Origin of the sequence: Neobacillus rhizophilus (assembly GCF_018343535.1) — a bacterium.
Lineage (GTDB): Bacteria > Bacillota > Bacilli > Bacillales > Cytobacillaceae > Neobacillus > Neobacillus rhizophilus.
The window spans coordinates 13,265-40,183 of record NZ_JAGYPF010000005.1; the positions used below are offsets into that span (position 1 = coordinate 13,265).

At 41.3% G+C, this 26,919-nt stretch carries 31 protein-coding genes, 1 riboswitch and 1 other annotated feature (1 of these 33 running past the window's edge); of the genes, 19 read left to right on the forward strand and 12 right to left on the reverse strand.

Features of this window, described 5'->3' with window-relative positions; all coding sequences use genetic code 11:
- Nucleotide 1: 1 nt before the first annotated feature.
- The 4 genes from menD (at nucleotide 2) to KHA99_RS22925 (ending at nucleotide 4,945) form a co-directional block, all read left to right on the forward strand.
- Entirely contained in the window at nucleotides 2–1,753 is a 1,752-nt protein-coding gene (gene menD, locus KHA99_RS22910; protein WP_213119815.1) for a 2-succinyl-5-enolpyruvyl-6-hydroxy-3-cyclohexene-1-carboxylic-acid synthase, read from the forward strand.
- Nucleotides 1,750–2,586, forward strand: coding sequence for a 2-succinyl-6-hydroxy-2,4-cyclohexadiene-1-carboxylate synthase (gene menH / locus KHA99_RS22915; protein ID WP_213119816.1), 837 nt, complete (start codon nucleotides 1,750–1,752; stop codon nucleotides 2,584–2,586). Before menD ends, menH begins: the two co-directional genes overlap by 4 nt.
- A complete protein-coding gene (gene menB / locus KHA99_RS22920; RefSeq protein ID WP_213119817.1) occupies nucleotides 2,576–3,394 on the forward strand; it encodes a 1,4-dihydroxy-2-naphthoyl-CoA synthase in 819 nt (272 codons plus the stop codon). The genes menH and menB overlap by 11 nt, the downstream gene beginning before the upstream one ends.
- Before the next feature lie 63 nt (nucleotides 3,395–3,457).
- A complete protein-coding gene (locus KHA99_RS22925; protein WP_213119818.1) occupies nucleotides 3,458–4,945 on the forward strand; it encodes an o-succinylbenzoate--CoA ligase in 1,488 nt (495 codons plus the stop codon).
- A gap of 30 nt (nucleotides 4,946–4,975) precedes the next feature.
- Here KHA99_RS22925 and KHA99_RS22930 read toward each other — a convergent pair whose 3' ends face one another.
- Complete coding sequence (locus KHA99_RS22930) at nucleotides 4,976–5,134, reverse strand: DUF1540 domain-containing protein (protein WP_213119819.1); 159 nt, start codon at nucleotides 5,132–5,134, stop codon at nucleotides 4,976–4,978.
- A 122-nt stretch (nucleotides 5,135–5,256) separates the two neighbouring features.
- Nucleotides 5,257–6,192, reverse strand: coding sequence for a metal ABC transporter solute-binding protein, Zn/Mn family (locus tag KHA99_RS22935; RefSeq protein ID WP_213119820.1), 936 nt, complete (start codon nucleotides 6,190–6,192; stop codon nucleotides 5,257–5,259).
- Nucleotides 6,193–6,388: 196 nt separating this feature from the next.
- On the opposite strand from KHA99_RS22935, the gene KHA99_RS22940 reads away from it, so the two are divergent.
- Complete coding sequence (locus KHA99_RS22940; protein ID WP_213119821.1) at nucleotides 6,389–6,961, forward strand: beta-class carbonic anhydrase; 573 nt, start codon at nucleotides 6,389–6,391, stop codon at nucleotides 6,959–6,961.
- On the opposite strand, the gene yidD is transcribed toward KHA99_RS22940, so the two are convergent.
- The gene (yidD, locus tag KHA99_RS22945) at nucleotides 6,958–7,197 is read right to left on the reverse strand and encodes a membrane protein insertion efficiency factor YidD (protein ID WP_213119822.1); all 240 of its coding nucleotides are present in this window, start codon (nucleotides 7,195–7,197) and stop codon (nucleotides 6,958–6,960) included. The two genes, KHA99_RS22940 and yidD, sit on opposite strands and share 4 nt — an antisense overlap.
- 140 nt (nucleotides 7,198–7,337) lie before the next feature.
- Here yidD and KHA99_RS22950 point away from each other — a divergent pair, with 140 nt between their 5' ends.
- The gene (locus KHA99_RS22950; protein ID WP_213119823.1) at nucleotides 7,338–7,811 is read left to right on the forward strand and encodes an S-ribosylhomocysteine lyase; all 474 of its coding nucleotides are present in this window, start codon (nucleotides 7,338–7,340) and stop codon (nucleotides 7,809–7,811) included.
- Between the two features lie 38 nt (nucleotides 7,812–7,849).
- On the opposite strand, the gene ytzI is transcribed toward KHA99_RS22950, so the two are convergent.
- Together ytzI and KHA99_RS22960 are read right to left on the reverse strand one after the other, a co-directional pair.
- Entirely contained in the window at nucleotides 7,850–8,008 is a 159-nt protein-coding gene (gene ytzI / locus KHA99_RS22955; RefSeq protein WP_307852198.1) for a YtzI protein, read from the reverse strand.
- A gap of 117 nt (nucleotides 8,009–8,125) precedes the next feature.
- The gene (locus KHA99_RS22960) at nucleotides 8,126–8,383 is read right to left on the reverse strand and encodes a DUF6154 family protein (RefSeq protein ID WP_213119825.1); all 258 of its coding nucleotides are present in this window, start codon (nucleotides 8,381–8,383) and stop codon (nucleotides 8,126–8,128) included.
- A 223-nt stretch (nucleotides 8,384–8,606) separates the two neighbouring features.
- Here KHA99_RS22960 and KHA99_RS22965 point away from each other — a divergent pair, with 223 nt between their 5' ends.
- A complete protein-coding gene (locus KHA99_RS22965) occupies nucleotides 8,607–8,927 on the forward strand; it encodes a hydrolase (protein WP_213119826.1) in 321 nt (106 codons plus the stop codon).
- Between the two features lie 81 nt (nucleotides 8,928–9,008).
- Entirely contained in the window at nucleotides 9,009–9,488 is a 480-nt protein-coding gene (ytkD, locus tag KHA99_RS22970; RefSeq protein WP_213119827.1) for an RNA deprotection pyrophosphohydrolase, read from the forward strand.
- Between the two features lie 22 nt (nucleotides 9,489–9,510).
- On the opposite strand, the gene KHA99_RS22975 is transcribed toward ytkD, so the two are convergent.
- From KHA99_RS22975 to KHA99_RS22985, 3 genes are read right to left on the reverse strand one after another with little or no spacing between them, the layout of a single operon-like run.
- Entirely contained in the window at nucleotides 9,511–10,317 is an 807-nt protein-coding gene (locus KHA99_RS22975) for an ABC transporter permease (RefSeq protein ID WP_249366875.1), read from the reverse strand.
- Nucleotides 10,298–11,074, reverse strand: a complete 777-nt coding sequence (locus KHA99_RS22980; RefSeq protein WP_213119829.1) for an ABC transporter ATP-binding protein — start codon at nucleotides 11,072–11,074, stop codon at nucleotides 10,298–10,300. Before KHA99_RS22980 ends, KHA99_RS22975 begins: the two co-directional genes overlap by 20 nt.
- Before the next feature lie 21 nt (nucleotides 11,075–11,095).
- Nucleotides 11,096–12,112: an ABC transporter substrate-binding protein gene (locus KHA99_RS22985; protein ID WP_213119830.1), complete on the reverse strand. Its 1,017-nt coding sequence runs from the start codon at nucleotides 12,110–12,112 to the stop codon at nucleotides 11,096–11,098.
- 106 nt (nucleotides 12,113–12,218) lie between these two features.
- Here KHA99_RS22985 and KHA99_RS22990 point away from each other — a divergent pair, with 106 nt between their 5' ends.
- The 4 genes from KHA99_RS22990 (at nucleotide 12,219) to KHA99_RS23005 (ending at nucleotide 14,846) form a co-directional block, all read left to right on the forward strand.
- Nucleotides 12,219–13,007, forward strand: a complete 789-nt coding sequence (locus KHA99_RS22990; RefSeq protein WP_213119831.1) for an alpha/beta hydrolase family protein — start codon at nucleotides 12,219–12,221, stop codon at nucleotides 13,005–13,007.
- Between the two features lie 41 nt (nucleotides 13,008–13,048).
- Nucleotides 13,049–13,291 carry a DUF2584 domain-containing protein gene (locus KHA99_RS22995; protein ID WP_213119832.1) on the forward strand — a complete coding sequence of 81 codons (243 nt, stop codon included), beginning with the start codon at nucleotides 13,049–13,051 and terminating at the stop codon, nucleotides 13,289–13,291.
- A gap of 99 nt (nucleotides 13,292–13,390) precedes the next feature.
- Nucleotides 13,391–13,915 carry an RNA polymerase sigma factor gene (locus tag KHA99_RS23000; protein ID WP_213119833.1) on the forward strand — a complete coding sequence of 175 codons (525 nt, stop codon included), beginning with the start codon at nucleotides 13,391–13,393 and terminating at the stop codon, nucleotides 13,913–13,915.
- Nucleotides 13,896–14,846 carry a hypothetical protein gene (locus tag KHA99_RS23005; RefSeq protein WP_213119834.1) on the forward strand — a complete coding sequence of 317 codons (951 nt, stop codon included), beginning with the start codon at nucleotides 13,896–13,898 and terminating at the stop codon, nucleotides 14,844–14,846. Before KHA99_RS23000 ends, KHA99_RS23005 begins: the two co-directional genes overlap by 20 nt.
- 48 nt (nucleotides 14,847–14,894) lie before the next feature.
- Here the strand turns inward: KHA99_RS23005 and pckA are convergent, their stop codons facing one another.
- A complete protein-coding gene (gene pckA / locus KHA99_RS23010) occupies nucleotides 14,895–16,481 on the reverse strand; it encodes a phosphoenolpyruvate carboxykinase (ATP) (protein WP_213119835.1) in 1,587 nt (528 codons plus the stop codon).
- Nucleotides 16,482–16,744: 263 nt separating this feature from the next.
- Nucleotides 16,745–16,877, forward strand: a riboswitch (SAM riboswitch).
- Between the two features lie 265 nt (nucleotides 16,878–17,142).
- Here pckA and metK point away from each other — a divergent pair.
- Nucleotides 17,143–18,345, forward strand: coding sequence for a methionine adenosyltransferase (gene metK / locus KHA99_RS23015; protein ID WP_213119836.1), 1,203 nt, complete (start codon nucleotides 17,143–17,145; stop codon nucleotides 18,343–18,345).
- A 232-nt stretch (nucleotides 18,346–18,577) separates the two neighbouring features.
- Complete coding sequence (gene asnB / locus KHA99_RS23020) at nucleotides 18,578–20,476, forward strand: asparagine synthase (glutamine-hydrolyzing) (RefSeq protein ID WP_213119837.1); 1,899 nt, start codon at nucleotides 18,578–18,580, stop codon at nucleotides 20,474–20,476.
- A 25-nt stretch (nucleotides 20,477–20,501) separates the two neighbouring features.
- Here asnB and KHA99_RS23025 read toward each other — a convergent pair whose 3' ends face one another.
- Entirely contained in the window at nucleotides 20,502–21,026 is a 525-nt protein-coding gene (locus tag KHA99_RS23025; protein ID WP_213119838.1) for a gamma carbonic anhydrase, read from the reverse strand.
- 153 nt (nucleotides 21,027–21,179) lie between these two features.
- On the opposite strand from KHA99_RS23025, the gene KHA99_RS23030 reads away from it, so the two are divergent.
- Both KHA99_RS23030 and tbcS read left to right on the forward strand, forming a co-directional pair.
- Nucleotides 21,180–21,983 (forward strand): alpha/beta hydrolase, encoded by an 804-nt coding sequence (locus tag KHA99_RS23030; RefSeq protein WP_213119839.1) that lies wholly within the window; start codon nucleotides 21,180–21,182, stop codon nucleotides 21,981–21,983.
- Between the two features lie 17 nt (nucleotides 21,984–22,000).
- The gene (gene tbcS, locus KHA99_RS23035) at nucleotides 22,001–23,086 is read left to right on the forward strand and encodes a tetraprenyl-beta-curcumene synthase (protein WP_213119840.1); all 1,086 of its coding nucleotides are present in this window, start codon (nucleotides 22,001–22,003) and stop codon (nucleotides 23,084–23,086) included.
- Between the two features lie 32 nt (nucleotides 23,087–23,118).
- Here the strand turns inward: tbcS and mnmM are convergent, their stop codons facing one another.
- Entirely contained in the window at nucleotides 23,119–23,691 is a 573-nt protein-coding gene (gene mnmM / locus KHA99_RS23040; protein WP_213119841.1) for a tRNA 5-(aminomethyl)-2-thiouridylate-methyltransferase MnmM, read from the reverse strand.
- Nucleotides 23,688–24,650: a tRNA modification radical SAM protein MnmL/YtqA gene (gene mnmL, locus KHA99_RS23045; protein ID WP_213119842.1), complete on the reverse strand. Its 963-nt coding sequence runs from the start codon at nucleotides 24,648–24,650 to the stop codon at nucleotides 23,688–23,690. Before mnmL ends, mnmM begins: the two co-directional genes overlap by 4 nt.
- A gap of 199 nt (nucleotides 24,651–24,849) precedes the next feature.
- Between mnmL and KHA99_RS23050 the strand changes: the two genes are divergently transcribed.
- From KHA99_RS23050 to KHA99_RS23060, 3 genes are all read left to right on the forward strand, one after another.
- The gene (locus KHA99_RS23050; protein WP_213119843.1) at nucleotides 24,850–25,131 is read left to right on the forward strand and encodes a YtzC family protein; all 282 of its coding nucleotides are present in this window, start codon (nucleotides 24,850–24,852) and stop codon (nucleotides 25,129–25,131) included.
- Complete coding sequence (locus KHA99_RS23055; RefSeq protein ID WP_213119844.1) at nucleotides 25,128–25,307, forward strand: glycogen biosynthesis protein GlgD; 180 nt, start codon at nucleotides 25,128–25,130, stop codon at nucleotides 25,305–25,307. The genes KHA99_RS23050 and KHA99_RS23055 overlap by 4 nt, the downstream gene beginning before the upstream one ends.
- Nucleotides 25,308–25,492: 185 nt before the next feature.
- Nucleotides 25,493–26,680, forward strand: a complete 1,188-nt coding sequence (locus KHA99_RS23060; protein ID WP_213119845.1) for an MDR family MFS transporter — start codon at nucleotides 25,493–25,495, stop codon at nucleotides 26,678–26,680.
- A gap of 141 nt (nucleotides 26,681–26,821) precedes the next feature.
- Nucleotides 26,822–26,919, forward strand: a binding site (T-box leader); it runs 123 nt beyond the window's last position.

The window sequence follows — 26,919 nt, forward strand, 5'->3', positions numbered from 1 at the left end:
TATGAATCATCAAGAATCATTAACTGCTTATATCGCTGCATTTGTCGGGGAGCTGGTTCTTTCCGGGATTACCGATGTGGTGGTCAGTCCCGGGTCAAGATCCACCCCAATGGCATTGGTAATGGCAGAACATCCGGATTTAAACGTCCACATCCACGTGGATGAGCGCTCTGCCGCCTTTTTTGCATTGGGAATCTCCAAGGCGACAAATCGAACCGTTGCTATTCTTTGCACATCAGGTACAGCCGCTGCCAATTACTTTCCGGCTATTGTCGAAGCGCGTTATTCACGAGTCCCATTGCTGGTTTTGACAGCAGACCGGCCGCATGAGTTGCGCGAGGTAGGGGCACCGCAGGCGATTGACCAAATTCATTTGTACGGAAAACACGTCAAATGGTTTGCAGAAATGGCACTGCCTGAGAAAAATGATGAGATGATCCGCTACGTGCGGACAGTCTGCTCCCGTGCTGCCTCATATGCAGCCAGCGCTCCAGCTGGTCCGGTTCATTTGAACTTTCCTTTTAGAGAACCACTTATTCCTAAAATGGATGAGAAACTCTTTGCAGTGAGTGAGCGTCCGAAAGGATATGTGCAGGTACATAATGGTGAACTAAACATAAACGACATGGAGTATCAAGAAATCGCCGGGCGGTTGGCAGGCAAAGCGAAGGGGATCATTGTTTGCGGAAATATTGCCGATGAACGTTTCGCAATTGCTGTAGCGAAGCTCGCTAATCAATTAAAGTTTCCAATCTTAGCAGACCCGCTATCACAGCTTAGAAGTGGGCAGCATGCAAATGATCAAATTATTGATACTTACGACACATTTTTAAGAAATGAAGATGCGAAATCTTACCTTAAACCGGACGTGATTATCCGCATTGGTTCGATGCCGGTGTCTAAAGCGTTAACCAATTTTATCAAAGGAAATCCGAATGCAGATCAATTTGTGGTCGATGGAGGAGGAGGCTGGCGGGATCCTGCTATCTTGTCGACCAATATGATTTTTTGTAATGAAGCAATTTTTTGTGAAAAAGTTTCAGCATATTCCAAACCTCGGGTGGAGACGGGATATTTAGACGCTTGGAAAAAAGTAAATGACCTTACAAAAGAAAATATGTCCTCAATCCGGGATATTACCGAATTAAGTGAAGGAAAGCTATTTTATCAGCTTGCTGAGATGCTGCCGGACGGTGCGCACCTTTTTGTTGGGAACAGTATGCCAATTCGTGATTTGGACAGCTTTTTTTTAACAAATGGCAAGTCAATTAAGATTATGGCTAACAGGGGTGCGAACGGCATCGACGGGACTGTATCCACCGCCTTAGGTGCGGCGATGTACTCAAAGCCATTATATTTGGTCCTTGGAGACTTAACATTTTTCCATGATTTAAATGGACTTTGGGCGGCTATGAAGCATCAAATTAATATAAACATTATCCTTATAAACAATAATGGCGGCGGGATTTTCTCCTTCCTTCCGCAATCGGAACATCCGAAGCATTTCGAGCTTCTTTTCGGTACACCATTAAACATTGAATTTGAACATGCCGTCAAAATGTTTAACGGACAATTTACGAAAATTAAGGATTGGGACCATTTCCAAATTGAAATGGAAAAATCAAGAGATGCGGCAGGCATAAATGTCTATGAAATTGTCACAAATAGAGACAAAAATCGAGACGAGCACCGCGAATTTTGGAGTGGGGTTTCCCAGGCAATATCAAATTTTGTCAAAGGTGAGCAAAAATGAGGATAGTTACCGGCGGAATCCGCTATCATGTCGAGATATGCGGGAAGGGATTCCCCCTCGTTATGCTTCATGGATTTACGGGAGATTCATCAACTTGGACTCCCTTTTGCGAACAACTGGGAAAACACTCGCGGTTAATTATTCCCGATATTATCGGGCATGGAAAAACTGAATCTCCTGAGGATGCGGGCCGATACCGGATGGAGGAGGCAGCTCAAGATTTAATTTCCATTCTTGATGAACTTCAGATGGAGCAAATTGATTTATTAGGTTACTCAATGGGGGGCAGGCTTGCCCTTTCATTTGCCTGTCTATATCCTCAAAGGGTTCGAAAATTGATTTTGGAAAGCGCTTCGCCGGGTCTTGAATTAGAGGACGAAAGAAAACAGCGCCGTATGAAAGATGCCGAATTAGCCCATTTTATTAAGGATAAAGCAATAAAGGAGTTTGTTGAATACTGGGAGAATATCCCTTTATTTTCAACCATGAAGAGGCGAACGGAGAAAGTACAAGGAAAAGTCAGGGAACAGCGCTTAAACAATTCTCCTATTGGTCTTGCCAATAGCTTGCTAGGTATGGGCACAGGTTCTCAGCCTTCTTGGTGGGGGCAATTAGATAAACTGGCCTGTGAAGTTTTGCTGCTCACCGGTGAGGAAGATTTGAAGTTCTGCAGGATTGCTGAAAAAATGGACAAGGAGCTGAAAAATAGTTCTTTGGTAACGATCGCACAATGCGGTCATGCAATTCATGTGGAAGAACCCGAAAAGTTTGGTACAATAGTAAGTGACTTTTTGTCAAATACAAACAAAGGAGGAATTTATAGTGGCAGTTGAATGGATTCCAGGTCGTAAATACGATGAAATCATTTATGAAACGTATAACGGAATAGCCAAAATCACAATTAACCGTCCCCATGTACATAATGCTTTCACACCAAAAACAGTGATGGAGTTAATCGATGCTTTTGCCTATGCCCGTGATGATTCCGAAGTCGGCGTCATTGTTTTAACAGGTGCAGGAGACAAGGCATTCTGTTCCGGCGGCGACCAAAGCGTTCGCGGACATGGCGGCTATGTTGGTGAGGACCAAATTCCGCGCCTAAACGTACTTGATCTTCAGCGCCTTATTCGTGTTATTCCAAAACCGGTTGTGGCAATGGTTAAAGGCTATGCAATCGGTGGAGGTCATGTTCTGCATGTAGTCTGTGATTTAACGATTGCAGCTGATAATGCTGTTTTTGGACAAACAGGTCCTAAGGTAGGCAGCTTTGATGCAGGCTACGGTTCAGGTTATCTTGCCCGTATTATCGGTCATAAAAAGGCACGTGAAATCTGGTATTTATGCCGCCAATACAATGCCCAAGAGGCGCTTGATATGGGCTTAGTCAATACCGTTGTTCCGCTTGAACAGGTAGAAGAAGAAACAATCAAATGGTGCGAGGAAATGCTTGAAAAGAGCCCAACCGCACTTCGTTTCATCAAAGCGGCCATGAATGCAGATACCGATGGATTGGCTGGACTTCAGCAATTTGCCGGTGACGCAACGCTCTTATACTATACAACCGACGAAGCCAAAGAAGGACGCGATGCCTTTAAAGAAAAGCGCAAGCCAGACTTCGGCCAATTCCCGCGTTTCCCTTGATGAAAAAACGTTACAACAGCTTGATGGTCTCCATCAGGCTGTTTTTTATAAAGGATGATAAATATGAATAACGAAACAATGCCAAATTTTTTGATAAAAAGAGCCTTTCTAACACCTGATAGGATTGCAGTTTATTTTCAGGATAAAGCTTTAACATTTAAAGAGCTTTATGATTATTCACTCAATGTAGCAGGGCAACTTCAAGGGCTTGGCGTTCGAAAGGATGATTTTGTAGGTGTTCTGTTGAAAAATCATCTAGATACTGTCATTATATTTTTTGCTCTTCAACTTTTGGGTGTCAAATCAGTCATTTTAAATAATCGCTTAACACCATCAGAGCTTATTTGGCAACTAGAGGACTCAACATCCTCTTTATTGATACTAGAGGATTCATTTACTGACATTAAAATGGTTATTAATCAACAACTTGCATCTCTTGCCACAATTACAAAGAGTGATTTGTTTGCAAAAGAAAATGATTCCGCTGATATTAAAGAAGAAATCAGCCTATCAGATATCTGCACGATCATGTATACCTCAGGAACTACCGGTCATCCCAAGGGTGTCTTGCAAACCTATGGCAACCACTGGTGGAGCGCAACCGGCTCGGCGTTAAATTTAGGCTTCGTAGAAAGTGACTGCTGGCTTTGTTCAGTGCCGCTGTTCCATATCAGCGGATTCTCTATTATAATGCGGAGCATCATTTATGGAATGCCGATTGTCCTTCATGAAAAATTTGATGTGCAGAAGACGATTGAAGATATTAGTGATAAAAAGGTTACGATTATGTCAGTTGTGGGAACGATGCTTACAAGTATTGTTGATGCTTTGACAGTTAGCGGACTTCCGGAACATTTTCGCTGTTTTCTGTTGGGCGGCGGCCCAGCCCCGCTGCCATTGCTAGAGGCGTGTGTTAAAAAAAATTTACCTGTGTTCCAAAGTTATGGAATGACGGAAACCTCATCGCAAATTGTTACCCTTTCTCCGGAATATAGCCTAAGCAAGCTTGGTTCGGCAGGAAAACCGTTATTTCCATCCCAGCTTAGAATTGAACTGGATGACCACACGGCGGCATCGCCCCAACATGCAGGAGAAATTGTAGTGAAGGGACCAAATGTAACCGCAGGATACTTGAACAGGCCGGACGCAACCAAAGAGAAAATCCGTGAAGGATGGCTCCATACAGGCGATATCGGGTACGTTGATGAAGAAGGTTTTTTATATGTATTGGACCGGCGCTCCGATTTAATTATTTCAGGCGGTGAGAATATTTATCCTGCAGAGGTTGAATCCGTGTTGCTATCGCACCCAGACGTAACGGAAGCAGGTGTTACCGGTACAGATGCTGCCAAATGGGGACAAGTGCCAATTGCCTTTATAGTGAAAAGGGAAGGCGCCGCATTGACGCTGGAGGAGATCCATCAATTTTGCCTAACACGGCTGGCAAAATACAAAGTCCCTAAACAATTCTATTTTGCAGAACAACTGCCAAGGAACGCTGCGAAGAAGCTTTTAAGAAGACACCTTCACGAACTTATAAACGAAAAATAAAGAACCAGCCATCGACTGGTTCTTTATCTTTTATAGATTGCTCGCTTCAAACGTTTGACAATCAGTTTCTTTGCTTGTATCAGCCTTTTTCCCAGTGTGGCTGACAACGTAAATTTGGTCTGCGCTGCACTTGTTTCCCTGTGCCCAAAATGTACAGTTATTGACCTCACATAAAACATCCTGTGCCATGTGTATCACTCCTTAACATATTTGGTAATACAGGTATAGCATTTGATGATTGTGTGATATGCATGTCAGTAAGTAATTGGGTGAAAACGTAAATCATTGGCCGGAAATCCAAATTGTTTCAATTAATTATTTAATGCTGTTTCCAATGTTTTTAAGTTTTTATTCATTAATGAAAAATAGGTTTCCTTATTTTTGATGTCGTCCTTTGTCAAAATCGCCAAGTTATGAATTGGCAGCGCACGTGCGCCAATTTCTTTTTGCACGACCTTGCCGAGCTTGGATTTGACATTTTGTTCAAACAGCATATAGTGAAGTCCTTCATGGTCAGCCATGGAAATGATTTTCTCTAATTCTTTTTGGCTTGGTTCGTTGGTTGTGGAAAGTCCAGAAATGCTGATCTGTTCTATTCCATAGCGGGTTTCCCAATAGCTGAAGGCCGCATGGGTGACAATGATTTTTTTATGCTTTGCCTGCGAAATCGTATTGGCAAAATTTGCGTCTAACTCGTCAAGCTCGTCAGCAAGCTTTTGGTAGTTTTCATCAAAGTAAGCCTTTCGCTGTGGGAGTTTTTTAGCTAATTGGTCACGGATTACTGCTGCCATTTCCTTTGAATAAACAGGGTCAAGCCAAACATGAGGATTAACCCCAGCATGATCTTCATGATCCTCCTCTTCAGATGAATGGTGGTCTTTTGGCAGTTTCAGCCCTTCCGCAGCAGGTACTAAGGTAACATTTTCATCTTTTAAGGTACCTTTGGCTTTTTCTACAAATCCCTCAAGGCCAAGGCCAATATAGAAAAATAAGTCTGAATCAGCCAAATTCATCATATCCTTTTGAGAAGGCTCAAAGGTATGTTCATCTGCGCCTGGTGGGTAGATTGTAGCCACTTTTACATATTTACCGCCAATCCGGTCCGTAAAATATTGCAGTGGAAAAACGGTCGTATATATCGTCAATTGATTTTTCTTTTTTGTAGTTTTTTCGGTATTATTTCCACATGCTGATAAAACCAAGCTTAACGGCAGCAGAAAAGAAAGAAAAAGAATTAGTTTTTTCATAAAAGCTCCTTTTTAAATCGTATTTATTCCGATTTAACAACTAAAAAATTTTAAATATTATGAATCTAATACGTAACAATTCCGATTTACTTATGTATCTTACAAAAAATTTGCCGTTTCTGCAAGTGAAAAAATTGTATATTAGAATGAATTTTATGTATCCTTAAAAAAGAGATATATAAAGGAGAGTGAATAAATGGAAAATTCATCATTATTAAATGATATTCTTGACTTCAATAAAAAATTTGTGGAAGAACGCGAGTATGAAAAGTATGAGACAACTAAATATCCGAATAAAAAAGCAGTAATCCTGACTTGTATGGACACAAGGCTGCTAGAACTTTTGCCAAAGGCCTTGAATTTAGGGAATGGGGACGTAAAACTGATTAAAAATGCCGGGGCGATTGTGTCTCATCCGTTTGGAAGTATTATGCGGAGCATTTTAATTGCCCTTTATCAGCTTCAGGCAAAAGAGGTTTTTGTGATCGCACATCATGATTGCGGGATGAGTGGATTGAAAGCAGAACCAGTCGTGGCAGAGATGAAGGAACGGGGTGTCAGTCAGGAAACCCTTGATACACTAGCCTATTCCGGAGTTGATTTTAATCAATGGCTGCATGGCTTTGATAGTGTAACTGACAGTGTAAAGCATAGTGTCGAGATGATTAAAAAGCATCCGCTTATGCCGGGTGGTGTACCTGTTCACGGGCTCGTTATTGATCCAAGGACAGGTAAGCTCGACCTAGTGGTTGACGGTAATCAGGATTAATGTTTTTTGTGGTCCTGCCATTTTTCAGGAACAGGATCGACTCCTCCTGGATGAAAGGGATGGCATTTCAAAATCCTTTTAATAGCCAAATATCCGCCTTTAATAGCCCCGAAACGCTGAACAGCCTCAAGCCCATAATGAGAACAGGTTGGATAAAAGCGGCAGGAAGGAGGTTTTAAAGGCGAGATGGCTATTTGATAAAACCGAATAAGGGCGATGAATAATTTCTTTAACATATAAAGCTGCTCCTTTAATATAATTTCCTTCAAGATATCACAAATCCAATAAAACGTCTAAATTGGTAATTAATATGTTGCAGAAAAAACACGGAATTTATAGTATGATAGAGAATAGATTTATAGAGGAGATGATTAGGATGCCTTCAGTAGAGAGCTTTGATTTAGATCATAATGCCGTGAAAGCTCCTTATGTCAGACACTGTGGTGTGCATAAGGTAGGTTCTGACGGTGTTGTTAATAAATATGATATCCGCTTTTGCCAGCCAAATAAACAGGCGATGAAGCCGGATGCTATTCATAGTCTTGAGCACATGCTTGCCTACACTATCCGCAAGCATGCAGAGAAGTATGACCACTTTGATATAATTGATATTTCTCCAATGGGCTGCCAAACGGGTTTTTATCTAGTCGTCAGCGGAGAGCCGACAGTGGAGGAAGTCATTGACCTTCTTGAGGATACCATGAAGGATGCTTTGGAACTTACCGAGGTTCCTGCGGGAAATGAAAGGCAGTGCGGCCAGGCAAAGATGCATACTTTAGAAGGGGCAAAGCGCCTAATGCGCTATTGGCTTGAGCAGGACAAGGAAGAGCTAAAGCAGATATTTGCATAAAAAGAAAAAATTCCTATTCGGCAAGAATAGGAATTTTTTTATGCGTTCTTTGGCTCATCATCTTTTTCATTGGCTTCGTTTAAATGTTGATTGTTATCCAACGGGTCAACCGTATGTTTGTAAGTGTATGCTTTTGATGTTGTAATGACTGCTAAGAAAAGAACGACAAAAACAATAATGATTGATACGATCATCACAATAGACAAAGATTTCTCCTCCTTTTTCCCCTCTATTGTAACATGTTTTTAATTTTTCGGCTGTAAATAAAAAGGAAACTGATGAATTCAGCTTCCTTTTTGCCATTATGTAGAAAATCAATGAATATTTCGAGGATAGTAAGTATGAGTCCGCTGCCCACCGTATTGTTCCTGAGCAAACTTCCCCTTTAAGCTTTCAATGAGGTAAAGCCCCATCAAATCATATAGTTCCTGCTTATCCATGTCATGAATTAAAGCAATCAAGTCCTCGTGTGACATTTCTTCTAAAAAAGCAAAGGCAAGCATATCAATATCCTCTTCATCGCCGGTCAGTTTGTTCCGGTACATTTCATACAATTCATCGACAAGTTTCATTTCCAGCACCTCCTATGTGCATTCAAAAATTTTCTTCTTACTTAATCCATTCCCATTCAAAGCTAAAAAAATCCATATTTCCAATTGTTGAAATTAACAGAAAACTCTGTCATTTTTATTAGGATTATTATAACGTATTCATTTATAAAAAATAAATCGAATTTTGTAATCGAATAAATTTTTTATTTTTGTGGATTACTAAAGATTAAAAGGGGATGAAATCATGAGTGAACAGAAGAAAACCTATTATATAGATATTGGAACAGGCGAGATTTCACAAAGTGCCACTTCGTCAACTTGGAGCTATCAAATTCAAGCGAATGATGAAGAAATCACTCAGCTGCGTGAGTTATTCGATCAAAATTATTCGACAGAGTGGAAAAACTTTTTTCGAGCACATACACCATATGTTCAGTATCATTATGACCGTGAGAATGATGATTATGACAACACTATGCAGCAAATTTACGGAATGATTCATAAGCTTGGTGACGAGGAAGCAAAAAAGCATATTGAAAGCATGAATATCTTACCCAACTCATAAACAATGAAAGGAAAATCCCTGCCTTTAGGATTTTCCTTTTTTCATTTATACTTAAATCAAAAAATAAAGCGGGGAAGAGGTATGATTCGTTTTTTGGATGATCACGGAAATACCGTGGAAATGGCCTTTAAGAAAGACGCCTTTTCAGATGAAGTAAAACATGTTCTTGTCATCAGTCAGTTCGGTGACGAGTGGATTTTAACGAACCATAAAAAAAGAGGACTCGAATTTCCAGGCGGCAAAAGGGAACCGGGCGAAACTTTGGAGGAAGCAGCTAAACGTGAAGCATATGAAGAAGCCGGAATATTTTTTTCGGATTTAATGTATCTGGCTGAGTATAAGGTGTATGAGGAAAATGGTTCATTTGTTAAAGCTGTGTTCTGGGGGAAAGTCAAAAGGATGGAGGAGACAGGCAGCTATCACGAGACAAACGGACCTGTTAGGATCAAAGGAGACCTCCTTAAGAAGCGGTATGGTGAGGAATACAGCTTTATCATGAAGGACCGAGTTGTAGAGGAATGCCTGAAATTCGTTAAGGTATTTAAGAACGAAAAAGAATAGAAGAATGCCTTGATGCAATCCCCTATTCTTTGATAAGTTTTTTTTCAAGAAAATCAACAAGCTGATACATAATCGTGGCGAACACGGCAATAACCAATAGCGATAAAAAGACAAGGGTAAAATTAAAGACCTGGAAACCGTAAATAATCATATAGCCAAGCCCTTTAGAGGAAACGAGGAATTCCCCTACTATGACGCCAACCCATGAAAGTCCGACATTGACCTTTAAGGTAGAAATGATAGTTGGGAAGCAGGCGGGAATAATGGCTTCCTTAAAACATTGAAATCTGGTCGCCCCAAAGGTTTGCAGCACCTTTAAATAATTGGGGTCTACCTCTTTAAAGGCTGTGTATACAACGATGGTTGTGATGATGACAGAAATAATTGCGCCCATCGCGATGATGGACGGGTACCCCGGGCTTAAAGCAACGATCAAAACGGGGCCAAGCGCCACTTTTGGCATCGCATTTAGGATAACTAGATAGGGGTCAAGGATTTTGGAAATCATCGGTGACCACCACAGGATTGCGGCGAGAAGCACACCTAGAAAGGTTCCCAAGATAAAACCAAATACCGTTTCAGTTAAGGTCACACCCAAATTCGTTAAAAGTGAACCATCCTGTAATTTATTAATAAACAGAATCCAAATTTTCGATGGAGAGCTGAAAATGAGCGGGTCAATCCACTGTTTTGTGCTAAAAAGCTCCCAGCTTGAGAAAAAGACCAGGAAAATGATGGCTTGGTAAAACCGTATCCACCTTTTTTCAACCTGTAATGAACGAATATAATTTTTATGGAGGAGTTCCACCTTATCCGTTTCCTTGTTCAAGAGACTCCAACTCCTTCCATATCGTTTGAAATAAACTTGGATATGCTTCATGGTTTCTGGAATTAAATGGGGATAATGTTTTCAGTTCCTCAGGCATTTCAAACGTTTTGTGAATTCTTCCAGGGCGAGATGACAGTAAGTAAACACGGTCACTCATGGCAATGGCTTCCCCGATATCATGTGTGACCAAAATAGCGGTCTTTCCAAACTCATCCAATGTTTGCGAAACAAGATCCTCAAGCTTAAGCTTCGTTTGATAATCGAGTGCGGAAAAAGGCTCATCAAGCATCAAAAGCTTTGGCTCAGTTGCCAGCGTCCTTACAAGAGCAACTCGCTGCCTCATGCCGCCGGACAGTTGTTTAGGCAGTTGTTTTTCAACATCGCTCAAGCCCATTTGCTGGAGCAGGTTTAAAGCAGCTGACTTGTTTTTTTCAGTCAGCTGTTTTGATAATTTAAGGCCTAAAAGGATATTTTCTTCGATTGTTTTCCAAGGAAACAGATAGTCCTGTTGAAGCATGTAGCCAATATCGTTATTTGCGGTCGATACAGGCTTATTTTCCAGCAAAACAGTCCCCTGAGTTGGTTTAATCAAGCTTGAAATAATGGATAGCAAAGTCGTCTTTCCACAGCCGCTAGGGCCGAGGATGGAGACAAATTCTCCCTCCTCAACCGTAAGCGAAATATCGGAGAGGGCCGTAGTTCTCGAGTCTTTGGTAAAATACGTGTGTTGTATATTCTGAACCTTTAAGAAGCTCATGTGCCGGCCTCCCTTTCGGAGTTATTTTTTCATGACTTTTTCGGCAATCTCTGTATTGACCAGCGTGTCATGTTTTACTTCTTTTGGAAGCTCCCCGGCTTCCTTCATGATGTTTTGCAGATTATTCCATTCTTCTTCATCAAGAATTGGATTTGTGGCAAAGGACCCCTGGCCCTTATAACGATCGACAACAGTTTTCATAATTTCAGGGTCTGTATCAGGGAAGAATGGTTCTACGGCTTTAGCAATTTCCTCAGCACTGTGGGACTGAACCCATTGCTGAGCTTTATAGACTGCTCTTGTGAATTTTTCGATAACGCCTTTGTTATCTTTTATATAGCTCTGTTTAGCCATGAAGGTTGTATACGGAACATGCCCAGATTCCTTTCCGAAGGAGGCAACAATATAACCTTTACCTTCTTTTTCAAAAATGCTGGCAGTTGGTTCAAATAATTGAACAAATTCTCCACTTCCTGAAGCAAAAGCATTGGCGATGTTTGCGAAGTCAATATTTTGGATTAGGTTTAAATCCTTATGCGGGTCAATTCCATGCTTCTTTAACACGAATTCGCCAACCATTTGCGGCATGCCGCCTTTACGCTGGCCAAGGAAGGTCGTACCTTTTAATAGATCCCATGAGAAATTGTCATTTTTTTCTCTTGAAACAAGGAAGGTGCCGTCAGTCTGGGTGAGCTGCGCAAAATTGATGACCGGATCGTTTGCCCCTTGAGCATATACGTAAATGGAAGTTTCCGAGCCGACCAGAGCCACATCTGCGCCGCCCGAGATGAGGGCAGTCATTGTCTTGTCACCGCCTGGTGTGGTCGTTAGTGTGACATCAAGACCTTCATCCTTGAAGAATCCCTTTGATAAAGCAACATATTGAGGGGCATAGAAGATTGACCTGGTAACTTCTGCAATACGGACCTTTTCCAGTTTCTTCGGTTCTTTCGCGGTATCTTTATTACAAGCAATTAGGGAAAACATAAGTATACTGATGAGGAGAAAGGAGAAACTGATTTTTGACCATTTTTTCATAAAATTAACCTCCTTATCTGGGCTGATTGCCTAGAATATCGTATGAAAAAGAAAAAAATGTGTGAATGCCCAGTTCGGGAATTTTTTTATAAAGGATTAGATACAAATGATTGAATTTAACGGTAAAATTATTGAGATGAAGCGGTTTCCATCCCCAAATCCAAACGTTGCTTTGAAGGAGATTACCTACTTTTCAAATGGATTAAGCGTGAAGGGGATGCTGGCAGAACCCATAAATGAACAGGTACATGACGGATTTCTTTATTTGCGGGGAGGAATCAAAAGCGTCGGCAAAGTTCGGCCGGCACGGATTGCCCAGTTTGCTCAGGAAGGTTTTATCGTTTTCGCTCCTTACTATCGTGGAAACCAAGGTGGGGAGGGGAATGAAGATTTTGCAGGGGAGGACCGTGAAGATGCTTACTCCGCCTATCTATTGTTAAAATCATTGCCCCAAGTGAAACATATACATATTTTTGGTTTTTCACGAGGCGGGGTAATGGCGCTTTTGACGGGGATTGAATTCCCAGATGCATCATCCTTAGTCACCTGGGGCGGTGTTAGTGACATGAGCTTGACCTACTATGAGCGGAAGGATTTACGAAGGATGATGAAACGGGTCATCGGCGGGACACCGGAGAAATTCCCGGACCGATATCAAGAAAGAACGCCTTTATTCGAGCTTGAAAGGCTGGCTGCCCCGGTCCTGATTATTCATGGAGCAAACGACCAAAATGTATCTGTTGAACACGCCTATCGTCTTGAAAGAAGGCTGCGAAGTCTGGACAAGCCAGTCGAATGCTGGTATTTTGATCATTTCACACATTATTTTCCGCCTGCAATTAACCGAAAAGTAGTGGAAGATTTGACGAAGTGGATGAAAATGCAGAACAAATAATGGTAATATATAGATATAAATAGCAGAGGAGCGGATATGTTATGGGTATGCCTCTTGAATTAAATACATTAATCGTCACAAAAGGGAATGAAAAAAGGATTGGAGAAAATCTGTTTGTACTTGTGAAAGAAGGATACAGATTATACCCGATTGAAATCCCTGTGGATGTCAGAAAAACACTGGACACAATCTCAAATGGGACAGCTTTAATAAAAAAAGTCGAATGGGAAAACAGCCGCACAACGCTAACATATCAATTAATATCCTTAAACTCAACGAACTAGCAGGTGTTATCACCTGCTTTTTTTCTTTTGGAAACGTGTAAGATTTGCCAAACAATAGCGTCTTATATATAGATTAACAAATAGAGAGGGGGGCTAAGGTTGGAAGGGATTCAGCAAATAGAGAAATGGTTTATTCATTATGAGAAGGACGTCACCAATTTTCTTGTTTACTATACCGGAACGACAGATGTTGAGGATTTGGTACAAGAAACTTTTCTACGTGCACTTCAAGCCTATTCCCGGTTTAAAAATGAAGCAAGTCCCAAAACATGGCTTATTTCCATTGCAAGAAATACAGCCATTGATTTATATCGAAAAAAATCTGTATGGCAAAAGCTGAAGGAACGATTAAATCAAGAATCACCTGATCAAAAAGAACATCAAACAGAAGAGAAAATCTTAAAAAAGCAGGAGTATGCCCGCTTATATGAAGCGATTAATGAACTAAAGCCAAATTATCGGGATGTAATTTTACTTAAGGGCATTGCAGAGCTTTCTTCACAGGAAACTGGCCACATTCTTGGCTGGTCAGAAAATAAAGTGAATGTTACCTTTTTTCGGGCTGTGAAAAAACTAAATGAGCAGTTAAAGGAGGGTGAATATTTTGAGCAATTTATCGGATAAAGAGCTACTGGAAATGATGGCGGATTTTCCGAAACATGAGCTTTCTACAAAACAGAGAACGGACATGTTAAAAAGGATTAGTGAAGCAGGCACAGTCAAGCCAAGAAAGCCGTTTAACATCCAAAGACTGGGGGCTGTGGCAGCATTGTTCATTCTTGCTCTTATTGCCCCGATTTTCTATTTTACGAATACAGCGGAGGAAAAGAATCTCGGCAGCAGCAGTTCCGTTATAACTAAAGCCCAAGAGGGTGATTATTTTGCATTAATGAATGAAGAGGGGAAACCTATTTATGCAGATAGTAATTTTGGTATCCCAAACAAGGTGAGCCTGCTTGCACCTCTGGACTGGATTGCAAAAGATAAAGGCACCGTTGCTAAGATGATGATTTTTTTATGGGGAAAATATGATTATTCGAAATCTCTCAAGGTCGATGCGGTCCACGTTAAAACAGGAGTGAAAGAGCACCTTGCCGAAACTCCTTTATCTGGAGGAATCTACGGTACGGATGCCCACACTGTAACAAGCTTCGAGCCATTGCCTTTTTCAGGAGTTTGGAATCTTCAATTCACAGTTGGCGGCAAGCAAATCGGTGAATTTTCCATATATGTAAAGGAGCCATATATCTCAATTGGGAAATCGACACTAATGATTTCTGCGGAGGACCTTTATGCAGGCTTTTATGAACACGAGGTTATCGAAGTCGAAGGCAGCAATCTTCCTGACGAAATAGAATTGGAGATATTTCAATTAGAAACTGCTGAGGCAACGACATTTACTTTTAAGAAGGCTGCAGACTATACAACCACTGATGGAAAGCATATTACTGATTATGGCGGCGGGTTTACAATTAAAAAAAGCGGCAAATATCGCTTTACTGTCCTCCAGCAATCACAGGCTGTTGAAGTGAGGAAACCAACCGATGGAAAATAAAGAAAGAGGCTGACCGAATTACGGTACAGCCTCTTTTTCCTTAGGCATTTATGCAATTGGTCCGCCTTTTTCTTCAATCTCCAAAGCAACGTTAGCAAACTTTTTAAAGTTCTCACGGAATTGACCTGCTAATTCCTTTGCCTTCATTTCATAGGCCTTAGGATCCGCCCATGTTTTAATCGGCTGTAGCACTTCATCAGGGACCCCCGCAATATGGAGCGGGATATTTAGGCCAAAGAATGTATCCTTAACGGTTTCTACGTGATTAAGTTCTCCTTCAAGAGCTGCCTGCACCATTGCTCTTGTATATGATAGTTTCATACGATTGCCGACGCCGTATTCCCCGCCAGTCCAGCCAGTATTAACCAAGAACACATTAACGTTATGCTCAAGGATTTTTTCTCCTAGCATTTCGGCATAGCGTGTAGCCGGCAGCGGCAGGAATGGTGCACCAAAACAGGTCGAGAAGGTTGCCTGTGGTGAAGTAATGCCGCGCTCTGTGCCAGCAAGTTTTGATGTAAATCCGCTTAAGAAATGGTACATCGCTTGTTCTCTTGTTAATTTCGCGATTGGCGGAAGAACGCCAAATGCATCTGCAGTTAAAAACACAATGGTATTTGGGTGGCCGGCAATGCTAGGCTGGACAATATTATCAATTGCCTCCATTGGATATGCGGCCCGAGTGTTTTCTGTTAATGTTCCATCGTCGTAATCCGGAATTCTTGATTCCTGGTTGATCACAACATTTTCGAGAACGGTTCCGAAGCGAATGGCATCAAAGATTTGCGGTTCCTTTTCACGTGATAGATTGATACATTTTGCATAGCAGCCGCCTTCAATATTAAAGACGCCATTTGATGACCAGCCGTGCTCATCATCACCGATTAGACGGCGATTAGGGTCTGCGGAAAGAGTTGTTTTTCCAGTTCCGGATAAACCGAAGAATAATGCTACATCCCCTTCAATGCCGACATTCGCTGAACAGTGCATAGAGAAAATATTGTTTTCAGGCAGTAAATAGTTCATGACAGAGAAAATCGATTTTTTCATTTCCCCCGCATATTCAGTTCCTCCAATTAGAACTACGCGGCGTTCAAATGATATAATAATGAAGGTTTCAGAATTCGTACCGTCGACTGCCGGGTCTGCTTTGAAATTAGGGGCAGAAATTACTGTAAATTCAGCTTCATGAGTCAGAAGTTCATCTTCCGAAGGCCGAATGAACAACTGGTGGGCAAAAAGATTATGCCAAGCAAATTCATTTATGACTTGAATCGGCAGTTGTGATTTCTTATCAGCACCAGCAAAGCCTTTAAATACATAAACTTCTTCTTGCTGTTTTAAGTATTCTAATACCTTATTATAAAGATGATCGAAAGTCTCTTGTGAGATTGGCTGATTTAAGGAGCCCCAGGCAATTTTATCTTTGGTTGACTCCTCCAAAACAGTGAATTTGTCTTCTGGAGACCGCCCAGTATATTTTCCTGTTGAAACACGAACCGCTCCGGTGGAAGTGAGTGTCCCTTCTTTTCTGCTGAGGATTTTTTCAACTAGCTGCGGCACAGATAATTGGACTTGGACATTACTTTCATTAAGTAATTCCTTTAATTCATTCGGGATATGAACAGAATTCATTTAATGAACCTTCCTTTTTATGGTTTTTTTAATTTGGTATATTAATATTGAATAGTATAACACAATTAAAATAATAGTCTATACTAATTGACGAAATTATGCTGTATTTTATACCTTATTCTAAAGGTGATTAAAAAGTCATGAAAAAAACAGTTTAAGCATATTTTGTATCATACTCCATTGTATATTTTGGTTAATGTTGCTAAAAAATACATTGACATACTTTAAGAATCTGAGGTATGATTTAAGCTTGAACGGATACTCTCTTATCCCGAGCTGGTGGAGGGACAGGCCCTATGAAACCCAGCAACCTGCAACTAGGAAAATGCCTATATTGGTCATTTTTCGGGCAAAGGTGCTCAACCTGATGCAAGGCTTGTCCTTGAACGATAAGAGTGAAAGGCACGCAAAATGTTTGCATTCAACCTTTCCTCATGGAAAGGTTTTTTGTATGTTTGGCGAACGCACGTGCCGTTTGAATCGCTTTACTAATCTTCTAAAGAATTTCGTTTGGGTATTTTTCGGTAGTATTTCATAAAAACCTGATGTTTATTTCATACTATTAGGGATGAGTTCCGTATCAAAATGGAGGTTTTTTGGAAAGGGTGTTAACCTTTGAAAAAAGCAGCCTCATTATTTCATTATTATAGGAGGAATTCAGATGTCAACAAAACGCCATTTGTTCACTTCCGAATCAGTAACTGAGGGTCATCCTGATAAGATTTGTGACCAGATTTCTGATTCTATTTTAGACGCCATTTTAGCAAAGGATGCAAATGCCCGTGTGGCTGCTGAAACATCAGTAACGACAGGCTTAGTCCTGGTTGCCGGCGAAATTACCACTTCCACATATGTAGATATTCCCAAAATTGTTCGTGAAACGATTAAAGAAATTGGCTACGTACGTGCGAAATATGGCTTTGATTTTGAAACCTGTGCCGTTTTAACCTCTATTGATGAACAGTCTCCTGATATTGCCATGGGTGTCAATCAAGCCCTTGAAGCGCGTGAAGGTCAAATGTCAGATAAAGAAATTGAAGCAATTGGTGCAGGTGACCAAGGCTTAATGTTCGGCTTCGCCTGTAACGAAACAAAAGAGCTGATGCCACTGCCCATTTCATTGGCCCATAAGCTTGCCCGCAGGTTGACAGAAGTTAGAAAAGACGATATCCTTCCATACCTTCGTCCGGACGGAAAAACACAAGTAACAGTGGAATATGATGAGAACAACAAACCGGTTCGGATTGATACAATTGTTATTTCCACCCAGCACCATCCGGAAATCGGACTTGAGCAAATTCAGCGTAATGTCAAGGAACATGTCATTAATCCGGTTGTTCCAAAAGAATTAATCGATGAAAATACAAAATATTTTATAAATCCAACCGGCCGCTTCGTAATCGGCGGACCGCAGGGAGATGCAGGGTTGACAGGCCGCAAAATTATCGTGGATACTTACGGAGGCTATGCCCGTCACGGCGGCGGCGCCTTCTCCGGTAAGGATCCGACAAAGGTTGACCGGTCTGCCGCTTATGCTGCACGTTATGTTGCAAAAAATATTGTCGCAGCAGGTTTAGCTGAAAAATGTGAAGTACAGCTTGCCTACGCGATTGGTGTAGCAAGACCGGTATCGATTTCCATCGATACTTTTGGCACAGGCACAGTCAGCGAAGAGGTATTGGTTGACTTAGTAAGTAAAAACTTCGACCTTCGCCCTGCTGGAATCATTAAAATGCTGGATTTACGCCGCCCAATCTATAAGCAAACAGCAGCTTACGGACATTTTGGACGTACGGATGTTGATCTTCCATGGGAACGCACTGATAAGGCAGATGCATTACGTGAGAAGGCAGCAGGAAAATAATAGGGAGTGGGAGTTGCATTAAGGTGTAACTCCCATTTTTCATTAATCGTCTAATTTCTTGTTCAGTGTTTTAAAAACTGGAATAAAATGTTTAAGTAGGACTATTGAAGTGAAAAATGATGATACATGATTTTCCTTTTGTTCACAGTGCCATTTTTGAAAAAAAAGTGGTAGTATTAGAGAGTATGTTTTTACAAAAGGATATTTTGAAATAGAGTAGGTGAGGTACATAATGTGCGGTTTTATCGGTTGTGTACATGACAAAACGCAAAATTATCGTGACGAAGAAAAGCAGCTTTTTAAAAATATGAACGATATTATAACCCATCGTGGACCAGATGATGATGGTTATTATTATGATGATCATATTCAATTTGGTTTCCGCCGGTTAAGTATCATTGATATTGAATCCGGGCACCAGCCGCTAACGTATGAAAACGAACGGTACTGGATTATTTTTAACGGTGAAATTTATAACTATGTCGAGCTACGTGAAGAGTTGCTAAAAGAAGGACTAACTTTTTCCACAAGCTCTGATACAGAGGTTATCATTGCCCTCTACAGCCATCTAAAGGAAAAAGCAGTTGAACGCTTGCGCGGCATGTTTGCTTTTGTTATCTGGGATAAGCAGGAACAAACACTTTATGGGGCACGAGATCCGTTTGGAATTAAACCATTCTTTTATATGGAGGATGGTGACAGAACCTTCTTTGCTTCTGAGAAAAAGAGCATTTTGCTGGCTCTTAAAAATGATGTGCTGGATTATGATTCCTTGCAGCATTATTTAACCTATCAGTTTGTTCCAGAACCTGATACCCTATCTGAAGGAATTAAAAAGCTTGAACCAGGCCATTATTTTACAAAAAAAATAGGCTCGAAGATGGAAATGAACCGCTACTGGAAGGCACATTTTCACCCGGTACTAAAATCGGAAGATGATTTCGTAAAGGAAATCCGTGATATTCTGTTTGATTCGGTTGAAAAGCATATGCGCAGTGATGTTCCGGTTGGATCCTTCTTATCAGGTGGGATTGACTCTTCCATCATTGCCTCGATTGCAAAGCAATTCCATCCGGCTATTAAAACGTTTTCCGTCGGATTTGAGCACAATGGCTTCAGCGAAATTGATGTCGCCAAGGAAACAGCTGAAAAGCTTGGCGTGGAAAACATCAGTTATATCATTACGCCTGAGGAATATATGAAAGAAGTTCCTAAAATTATTTGGCATATGGATGACCCACTTGCCGACCCAGCATGTGTTCCATTATATTTTGTCGCCCGTGAAGCGAGAAAGCATGTTACGGTTGTTCTTTCAGGCGAAGGCGCTGATGAATTGTTTGGCGGCTATAATATTTACCGCGAACCTGGCGATTTGGAGATTTTTAATAAAATTCCTAGAGTCGGAAAGGTCCTTCTAAAAGGAATTGCCGATATGCTTCCGGAAGGGATGAAAGGAAAGAGCTTTATTGAACGCGGGGTGACACCGATGGAGCAGCGCTACATTGGTAATGCCAAGATGTTCGACGAAGCGGAAAAACGTGAGCTATTGAGTGTCTATCGTGAGGGCTTGAACTATACCGATATCACCAAGCCTCTTTATGAGGAATCAAGAGGCTATGATCCGGTTGACCGGATGCAATATATCGATATCCATACTTGGATGCGCGGCGATATTTTGCTAAAGGCTGATAAAATGACGATGGCTCATTCATTGGAACTGCGCGTGCCGTTCTTAGATAAGGCAGTATTTGAAACGGCCTCGAAAATCCCAACTAGCTTGAAAACAGCTAACGGCACTACTAAGTACGTTTTGCGGAAGGCTGCCGAAGGGGTCGTTCCTGATCATGTTCTAAACCGGAAGAAGCTTGGCTTCCCTGTTCCTATCCGCCACTGGCTAAAGGCTGAGATGAATGATTGGGCAAAAAATATCATTCGTGAAAGCCAGACAGACCATTTAATCAATAAGACGTACCTGTTAAAGCTTCTTGATGACCATTGTCAGGATAAAGCTGACAACAGCCGAAAGATTTGGACTGTTCTTATGTTTATGGTTTGGCATCAGGTGTATGTTGAAGGAGTGTACTCCTTTCAAAGCGAGTATAAAAAAGATTCAGTATTAGCGAGTAGATAAATGGAAAAGAAAAGGCACCCATCGTTTAAGATTGGGTGCCTTTTTGTAGGGATTTATAAAATTGACCCTTTTCCGCATATTCTCTTGTTATTCTTTCCATTTCCTTAATGTCTTCAGGAGAGATTTCCCTAATAACTTTAGCTGGTCTTCCAAATGCTAATGTATTAGGAGGGATTTTTTTGCCTTGCGGAACAAGACTGCCAGCACCAATAAAGGCACCTTCGCCAATTTCCGCCTGATCCAAAATAATCGATCCCATTCCGATAAGTGCCCCTTTTCGGATGATGCAGCTATGTAATATGACCTGATGGCCAACTGTCACTTCATCCTCTAATATTAGAGGGTTATTTGGGCTTTGATGGAGTACTGAATTGTCCTGGATGTTTACTTTCTTACCGATTCTAGTCGGCGCTACATCGCCTCTAATAACGGAATTAAACCAGACGCTGGATTCATCGCCGATTTCAACATCCCCTGTAATAGTTACAAAATCTGCAATATAGGCAGTGTCGGCAATGACAGGGTATTTATCTTTAAAAGGGTAAATCATCATACTCGCTCCTTTTTGAATGATAATTCTATTTTAACGAATCAATACAAGGAATTACAAAAAATATTGCAATTAAAAAATTCATTTAGATTCTTATTCGTCTTTCCTATATGGTAAAATACAAAAAATGATAACGTTTTAGGGGGATCAGTTATGTGGAAGTGGGAAGCAGAAGGGGAAGCGAAGGCTGTTATTGTCATGGTTCATGGCGCCATGGAGCACCATCGCCGCTACGGATGGCTGATTGAGATGTGGCGCACGTCCGGCTTTCATGTCATTATGGCCGACCTTCCCGGACAGGGAATGACAACACGATCGCGCCGAGGACATATCGATTCCTTTGATGAATACATATTTGAAGTAAAGGATTGGGTTCAAGCAGCCTATCGTTATGAATTGCCTGTTTTTCTACTGGGACATAGTATGGGCGGGTTAATTACTATTCGACTCCTTCAAGAAGAAAGAGTAAACATTGCTGGCGTGATATTGTCCTCTCCATGTTTAGGCTTGATTAAGCCGCCATCCAAATTGTTAAACTTTCTTTCATATGCCTTAAATGTGGTTTTTCCGTCCTTTAGAATGAATTCAGGGCTGACAGTACAAATGGCAACGAGGAATGAGGATGTCAGGGAAGCGGATTCGAATGATACTCTATACGTGACAAAAGTTTCAGTAAGATGGTATCGTGAACTTGCGGATGGTATTAAACAAGCCTTCGAGAGCCTCGGAAAAACACGGGATGTCCCCATGCTGGTGATGCAGGGCGGGGATGACAAAATTGTTAATAAAGTCAGAGTGAAAGAATGGTTTAATCATGCGCCATTATCGGAAAAAAGATTTAAAGAATGGCCGAAATGTTACCATGAAATTTTTAATGAACCGGAACGGGAAGAAGTATTTGAATACGCTAAGGATTTTGTCCACAGCCAGCTAAAAGCTATTGGTTATATTGTTTAGAAAGGGGGACTTTTTCCATGAAGCCAATCACCCTTATGTCGAGGGTCTATCGCAAAATCATTCCGACTGTCCATCAAGAATTGGCGTATTGGAAAAATCGCGCCGAAAAAATTCCTAATCCGGAACTAAGGAAGCAGGCACTTGCTAGCATCGAGCACAAGACATTTCATTGTGAAGGCGGTGCCATAATGGCTTTGACCGCAAATGAGCACTATAAAAATGCGGTCAAGTTTATCGTCGCCTACCAAACGATTAGCGATTACTTGGACAATCTTTGTGACCGGAGCACATCACTTGATCCAAATGATTTTGCGGCTCTTCATGAATCGATGTCGGATGCCCTTATATTACATGCGGATCGGAAAAACTATTACCGCCTTCGCGAGGACCAGGATGACGGCGGTTATTTAAATGATTTATCAGAGACATGCCGCAGTGTTTTAAGGGAATTGAAGCATTATGAATTTATAAAGAAATATCTGCTTGAACTTTGCGAATACTATTGTGATTTGCAAATTCACAAGCATGTAAAAAAGGAAGAACGGGTGCCTAGGCTTGAAAATTGGTTTGAACGCCATCAAAGTCACTTGCCGAAAATGGAGTGGTACGAGTTCTCAGCCTGCTCGGGTTCAACATTAGGAATATTTTGCCTAGTGTCTTACGCGATGCGCGATGATTTTACAGCTAGCGATGCTGAAAATATCCGCAATGGCTATTTCCCTTATATACAAGGCCTGCATATTCTTTTGGATTATTTTATTGACCAAGAGGAGGATATGGCCGGAGGCGACCTAAATTTCTGCTTTTATTATGAAAACCAGGAAACCCTGTTTAATCGTTTAAAGCATTTTGTCGTGGAAGCGGACAGGCATACCGAGTTTCTTCCCCACAAAGGATTTCATCAGCTTATCAATCGCGGCTTGCTTGGCATCTATTTATCCGATTCCAAGGTCCGCAAGCAGAGGGATGTCAGGAAGCTTGCCAAAAAAGTCATCAAAGCAGGCGGCTGGATCAGCTATTTCTTTTATTTCAATGGACTAATGTACCGATCTTTGCAAAAAGCGATGCCATCATTTGTGACTCGGTTGCTTTTGAAAATGTAATAATAAAAAACCAGGCCTCCGCCTGGTTTTTCCTATTTTTTTTCAATCGCAACAATAAATGGCGGATTGTTTTTTTGATTGATGAATTGATATTGCAGGACATTGGCTATATTTTGGTCCAGGCTGCGGCAGTACTCCAAAAGGGCATCGCGCTCAATCGCGCCTCCTTCATGACCATGGTATATAACAAGAACGATAATTCCTTCAGGAGCCATCAGTTCAAGCAATTGTTCAATTGCGGTGAGGGTTGTTTCGGGCTGAGTGACAATCGTTTTGTCGCTGCCAGGCAAGTAGCCGAGGTTAAAAACAGCACCCGTAATCTTACTGTGATAAACCGCTGGTATTAGCTCGGCGGATTTTTCATGACCGGCGTGAAAAAGAGTGGCACTTTCTGACAGCCCTTGCTTTTTTAATCGTTCTTGAGCAGCCTGGACTGCCTGTTCCTGAACATCAAAACCGAAAACATGGCCACTTTCTCCAACCAGGTTAGCGAGAAATACAGTATCATGCCCATTCCCTAATGTCGCATCCACAACTATATCACCTTCGCTAACTGCTTTTTGAAGTAGTTTTCTGGCATAGGGAAGAATTCTTTCCATTTTCATCGGTCAACAAACTCCTGTTGAAAAAACTTTCCTTGCCAGCTGTCCCGTCTTTTTAATTCTGCATCAATACTGTTTAAGACTTCCCACTTATTAACGCTCCACATCGGTCCAACCATTAAATCAATTGGTCCATCACCGGTAATTCGGTGAACAATCATTTCCGGCGGTAAAATTTCCAATTGGTCACATACTAAGTTTACATAGTCTTCTTTTGATAAAAACTCGAGCATTCCTTTTTCATATTGCTTTACCATTGGTGTTCCTTTTAACAGATGCAGAAGGTGGATTTTAATGCCCTGCACATCCAACTTTGTGACCTCTCGCGTGGTTTCCATCATCATGTCATAGGTTTCAAGAGGGAGTCCGTTGATAATATGGGTGCAAATTCTAATGCCATGCTTTCTTAATTTGGCCACACCATCAACATAACACTGAAAATCATGGGCACGATTGATGAGCCCGGCGGTTCGTTCGTGAACAGTTTGCAGCCCAAGCTCAACCCACAGATAAGTTCTTTCATTTAGTTCGGCCAAGTATTCCACAACATCATCTGGAAGGCAGTCAGGCCGTGTAGCAATCGACAAACCTACCACTCCTTCCTGCTTAAGAACCGTTTCGTATTTTTCACGAAGGACCTCGACAGGAGCATGGGTGTTAGTGAATGCTTGGAAGTAGGCCATATATTTGCCGTCTTTCCATTTCGTGTGCATTTTTGTTTTTATATCGTTGAATTGTTTCTCCAAGCTTTCGATCCGGTTTCCTGCAAAATCGCCTGAACCTGCGGCGCTGCAAAACGTACAACCGCCGTGGGCAACAGTACCGTCACGATTCGGGCAGTCAAAGCCGCCGTCTAAGGCTACTTTAAACACCTTGTGCCCAAATTGCTGGCGCAGGTGATAGTTCCATGTATGGTAACGCTTATCATCAGTTGCATATGGAAAAGGTTTTGTCTGAAGCATTCAGTAAAACTCCTTTATATTTTTTGCATAAAGTAAATTTTATCATGAAGATAATGCTTATCCAACTGTATTTATCACTGCCAGGATTTATCAATTCAATCGTGTAATAGGAAAAAGATTGAGGAACAAAATAAGAAATGAAGCAGTGCGCTTCAATTAGTGATTTTAGGTTGCGCCATATCAAGAAGGGGGTTCTTACATGGCTACTCGCGATTCAATGGAAAACCTAACACAGCAGGTGGAGGATTGTCTTCGCCACGCCGAGGAGCAGTATAAGCAAAGCAGTCTTCAGGAACATTACAATGATAATGATTATACGACGGCGCTGCAAAATCTTGAGCAGACGTATCAGGATATTTGTACAATGGCTCATAGCGCTAATGGGCAACAGCGGGAACAGTTGCACAGAATGAGACTGCAGGTTCAGCAGCTGCAAAATAGTTTGATTTTACAAGGGACCCGAGGAGGAGAACAGTTTTGAAAAAACGTTCAAAACAGCAAAACCCTGAACAAAAAACGCGGAACGGAATTAACAATCAGGATATTGAGTTTGGACAAGATGCAGACATCATTAAACAAGCTAAAAAGAAGTATGAACAAACTGGCGGCCAGCCTGTAAAATCGAAATTCCACCAGGAAAATAATCAATCTTCATAAATTTGCCAAAATCTCTCAACGTATTGTTGAGGGATTTTTTCCATTTACAAAAACCTCTACGAATCAATTTTTTCATAATCTCTTCCATGCGAAAAATGGTAATCAAAAATGATTGCGCTACAACTGAAAAAGGGCTAAAATTTACCAAGGATATCGAAATATTTTTAATCAAAGGAGCGTTTTTCATGCCACGTGCCTTATGGCTTTTAATCATTGGGATGGCAGTGAATGTAATAGGCTCTTCTTTTTTATGGCCTTTAAATACAATTTATATTCACGATTATTTAGGTAAGTCCCTTTCGGTTGCCGGAATTGTTCTGATGTTAAATGCAGGCGCCACTGTTATCGGAAATCTGTTTGGCGGAAATTTATATGATAAATTAGGCGGTTATAAATCGATTCTTTTGGGAATTGGAATTTCGCTTCTAGCCTTGGTGGGATTAACCATCTGGCATAGCTGGCCATCCTATGTTTTCTTTTTGACCATTGTTGGATTTGGGACCGGCATTATTTTTCCTTCGATGTATGCCATGGCAGGTTCGGTTTGGAGAGAAGGCGGCCGAAAATCCTTTAATGCCCTCTATGTTGCGCAAAACCTCGGGGTTGCTGTTGGTACTGCTTTAGGCGGCATTGTTGCCGATTATTCCTTCCAACTAATCTTCCTGGCCAATACCATCATGTATGTGATCTTTTTACTTATCGCGGTTTTTGGATATAAAGGAATTGTGGTTGAATCAGTTAAAAAAGAAGCTAACACTGAAACAGTTAAAACCATAAAAAGCAAAGCCAACCTGCAAGCTTTACTTATTATTAGTGCGGGATATTTATTATGCTGGGTTGCGTATGTCCAGTGGACTACAACAATTGCTTCCTATACGCAGGAAATCAATATCACCCTCACACAATATAGCTTGTTATGGACGATAAACGGGGCATTAATCGTATTGGGGCAGCCTGTTTTAAATAGTATTTTAAAACATCTTAGTGCTTCCCTTAAGGTGCAAATCCTGATCGGAATCGCCATCTTTATCATTTCATTTATAGTTGCTGGAAATGCGGGTGCTTTTACCGGCTTCCTAGCCGCGATGATTATTTTGACAATTGGGGAAATGTTCGTTTGGCCGGCGGTGCCGACCTTAGCCTTCGCCCTTGCTCCTAAGGGCCGGGAAGGATTTTATCAAGGCATTGTGAACAGCACCGCGACCGGCGGGAGAATGATTGGACCGCTCCTTGGTGGCATCATTGTTGATTTATACAGCATGTCTGCCCTATTCACAATCTTAATCGGATTATTTATCATCGCAATCGTTACCACGCTAATGTATGACCGTCATTTGAAAACGCAAGAGCAGGTAACTGCAAAAGCTTTATAAATACTTTCCGCAACCAAAACCACAGCAGATTGACTGTGGTTTTGATGTTTAAAATGTAGTTTCCCTGTCAACCATGAAAATGGGCTCAAGTTTACTTGCATACTGTTAGAAAATTTAATACAATTACGTTATATTTATATTTCAATAACAGTGAGTAGGAGTAGTAGTGATTTAAGTCCCGTATTTAGAGAGTTGACGGCTGGTGAAAGTCAACCGGGAGGGTCATGAACTCGCCTAGG

Bases quoted from the DNA above. Each gene is read 5' to 3' on its own strand.
- menD (WP_213119815.1), top strand. From the start codon at position 2: ATGAATCATCAAGAATCATTAACTGCTTATATCGCTGCATTTGTCGGG.
- menH (WP_213119816.1), top strand. From the start codon at position 1,750: ATGAGGATAGTTACCGGCGGAATCCGCTATCATGTCGAGATATGCGGG.
- KHA99_RS22925 (WP_213119818.1), top strand. From the start codon at position 3,458: ATGAATAACGAAACAATGCCAAATTTTTTGATAAAAAGAGCCTTTCTA.
- KHA99_RS22930 (WP_213119819.1), bottom strand. From the start codon at position 5,134: ATGGCACAGGATGTTTTATGTGAGGTCAATAACTGTACATTTTGGGCA.
- KHA99_RS22935 (WP_213119820.1), bottom strand. From the start codon at position 6,192: ATGAAAAAACTAATTCTTTTTCTTTCTTTTCTGCTGCCGTTAAGCTTG.
- KHA99_RS22940 (WP_213119821.1), top strand. From the start codon at position 6,389: ATGGAAAATTCATCATTATTAAATGATATTCTTGACTTCAATAAAAAA.
- yidD (WP_213119822.1), bottom strand. From the start codon at position 7,197: ATGTTAAAGAAATTATTCATCGCCCTTATTCGGTTTTATCAAATAGCC.
- KHA99_RS22950 (WP_213119823.1), top strand. From the start codon at position 7,338: ATGCCTTCAGTAGAGAGCTTTGATTTAGATCATAATGCCGTGAAAGCT.
- KHA99_RS22960 (WP_213119825.1), bottom strand. From the start codon at position 8,383: ATGAAACTTGTCGATGAATTGTATGAAATGTACCGGAACAAACTGACC.
- KHA99_RS22965 (WP_213119826.1), top strand. From the start codon at position 8,607: ATGAGTGAACAGAAGAAAACCTATTATATAGATATTGGAACAGGCGAG.
- ytkD (WP_213119827.1), top strand. From the start codon at position 9,009: ATGATTCGTTTTTTGGATGATCACGGAAATACCGTGGAAATGGCCTTT.
- KHA99_RS22980 (WP_213119829.1), bottom strand. From the start codon at position 11,074: ATGAGCTTCTTAAAGGTTCAGAATATACAACACACGTATTTTACCAAA.
- KHA99_RS22985 (WP_213119830.1), bottom strand. From the start codon at position 12,112: ATGAAAAAATGGTCAAAAATCAGTTTCTCCTTTCTCCTCATCAGTATA.
- KHA99_RS22990 (WP_213119831.1), top strand. From the start codon at position 12,219: ATGATTGAATTTAACGGTAAAATTATTGAGATGAAGCGGTTTCCATCC.
- KHA99_RS22995 (WP_213119832.1), top strand. From the start codon at position 13,049: ATGGGTATGCCTCTTGAATTAAATACATTAATCGTCACAAAAGGGAAT.
- pckA (WP_213119835.1), bottom strand. From the start codon at position 16,481: ATGAATTCTGTTCATATCCCGAATGAATTAAAGGAATTACTTAATGAA.
- metK (WP_213119836.1), top strand. From the start codon at position 17,143: ATGTCAACAAAACGCCATTTGTTCACTTCCGAATCAGTAACTGAGGGT.
- asnB (WP_213119837.1), top strand. From the start codon at position 18,578: ATGTGCGGTTTTATCGGTTGTGTACATGACAAAACGCAAAATTATCGT.
- KHA99_RS23025 (WP_213119838.1), bottom strand. From the start codon at position 21,026: ATGATTTACCCTTTTAAAGATAAATACCCTGTCATTGCCGACACTGCC.
- KHA99_RS23030 (WP_213119839.1), top strand. From the start codon at position 21,180: ATGTGGAAGTGGGAAGCAGAAGGGGAAGCGAAGGCTGTTATTGTCATG.
- tbcS (WP_213119840.1), top strand. From the start codon at position 22,001: ATGAAGCCAATCACCCTTATGTCGAGGGTCTATCGCAAAATCATTCCG.
- mnmM (WP_213119841.1), bottom strand. From the start codon at position 23,691: ATGAAAATGGAAAGAATTCTTCCCTATGCCAGAAAACTACTTCAAAAA.
- mnmL (WP_213119842.1), bottom strand. From the start codon at position 24,650: ATGCTTCAGACAAAACCTTTTCCATATGCAACTGATGATAAGCGTTAC.
- KHA99_RS23050 (WP_213119843.1), top strand. From the start codon at position 24,850: ATGGCTACTCGCGATTCAATGGAAAACCTAACACAGCAGGTGGAGGAT.
- KHA99_RS23060 (WP_213119845.1), top strand. From the start codon at position 25,493: ATGCCACGTGCCTTATGGCTTTTAATCATTGGGATGGCAGTGAATGTA.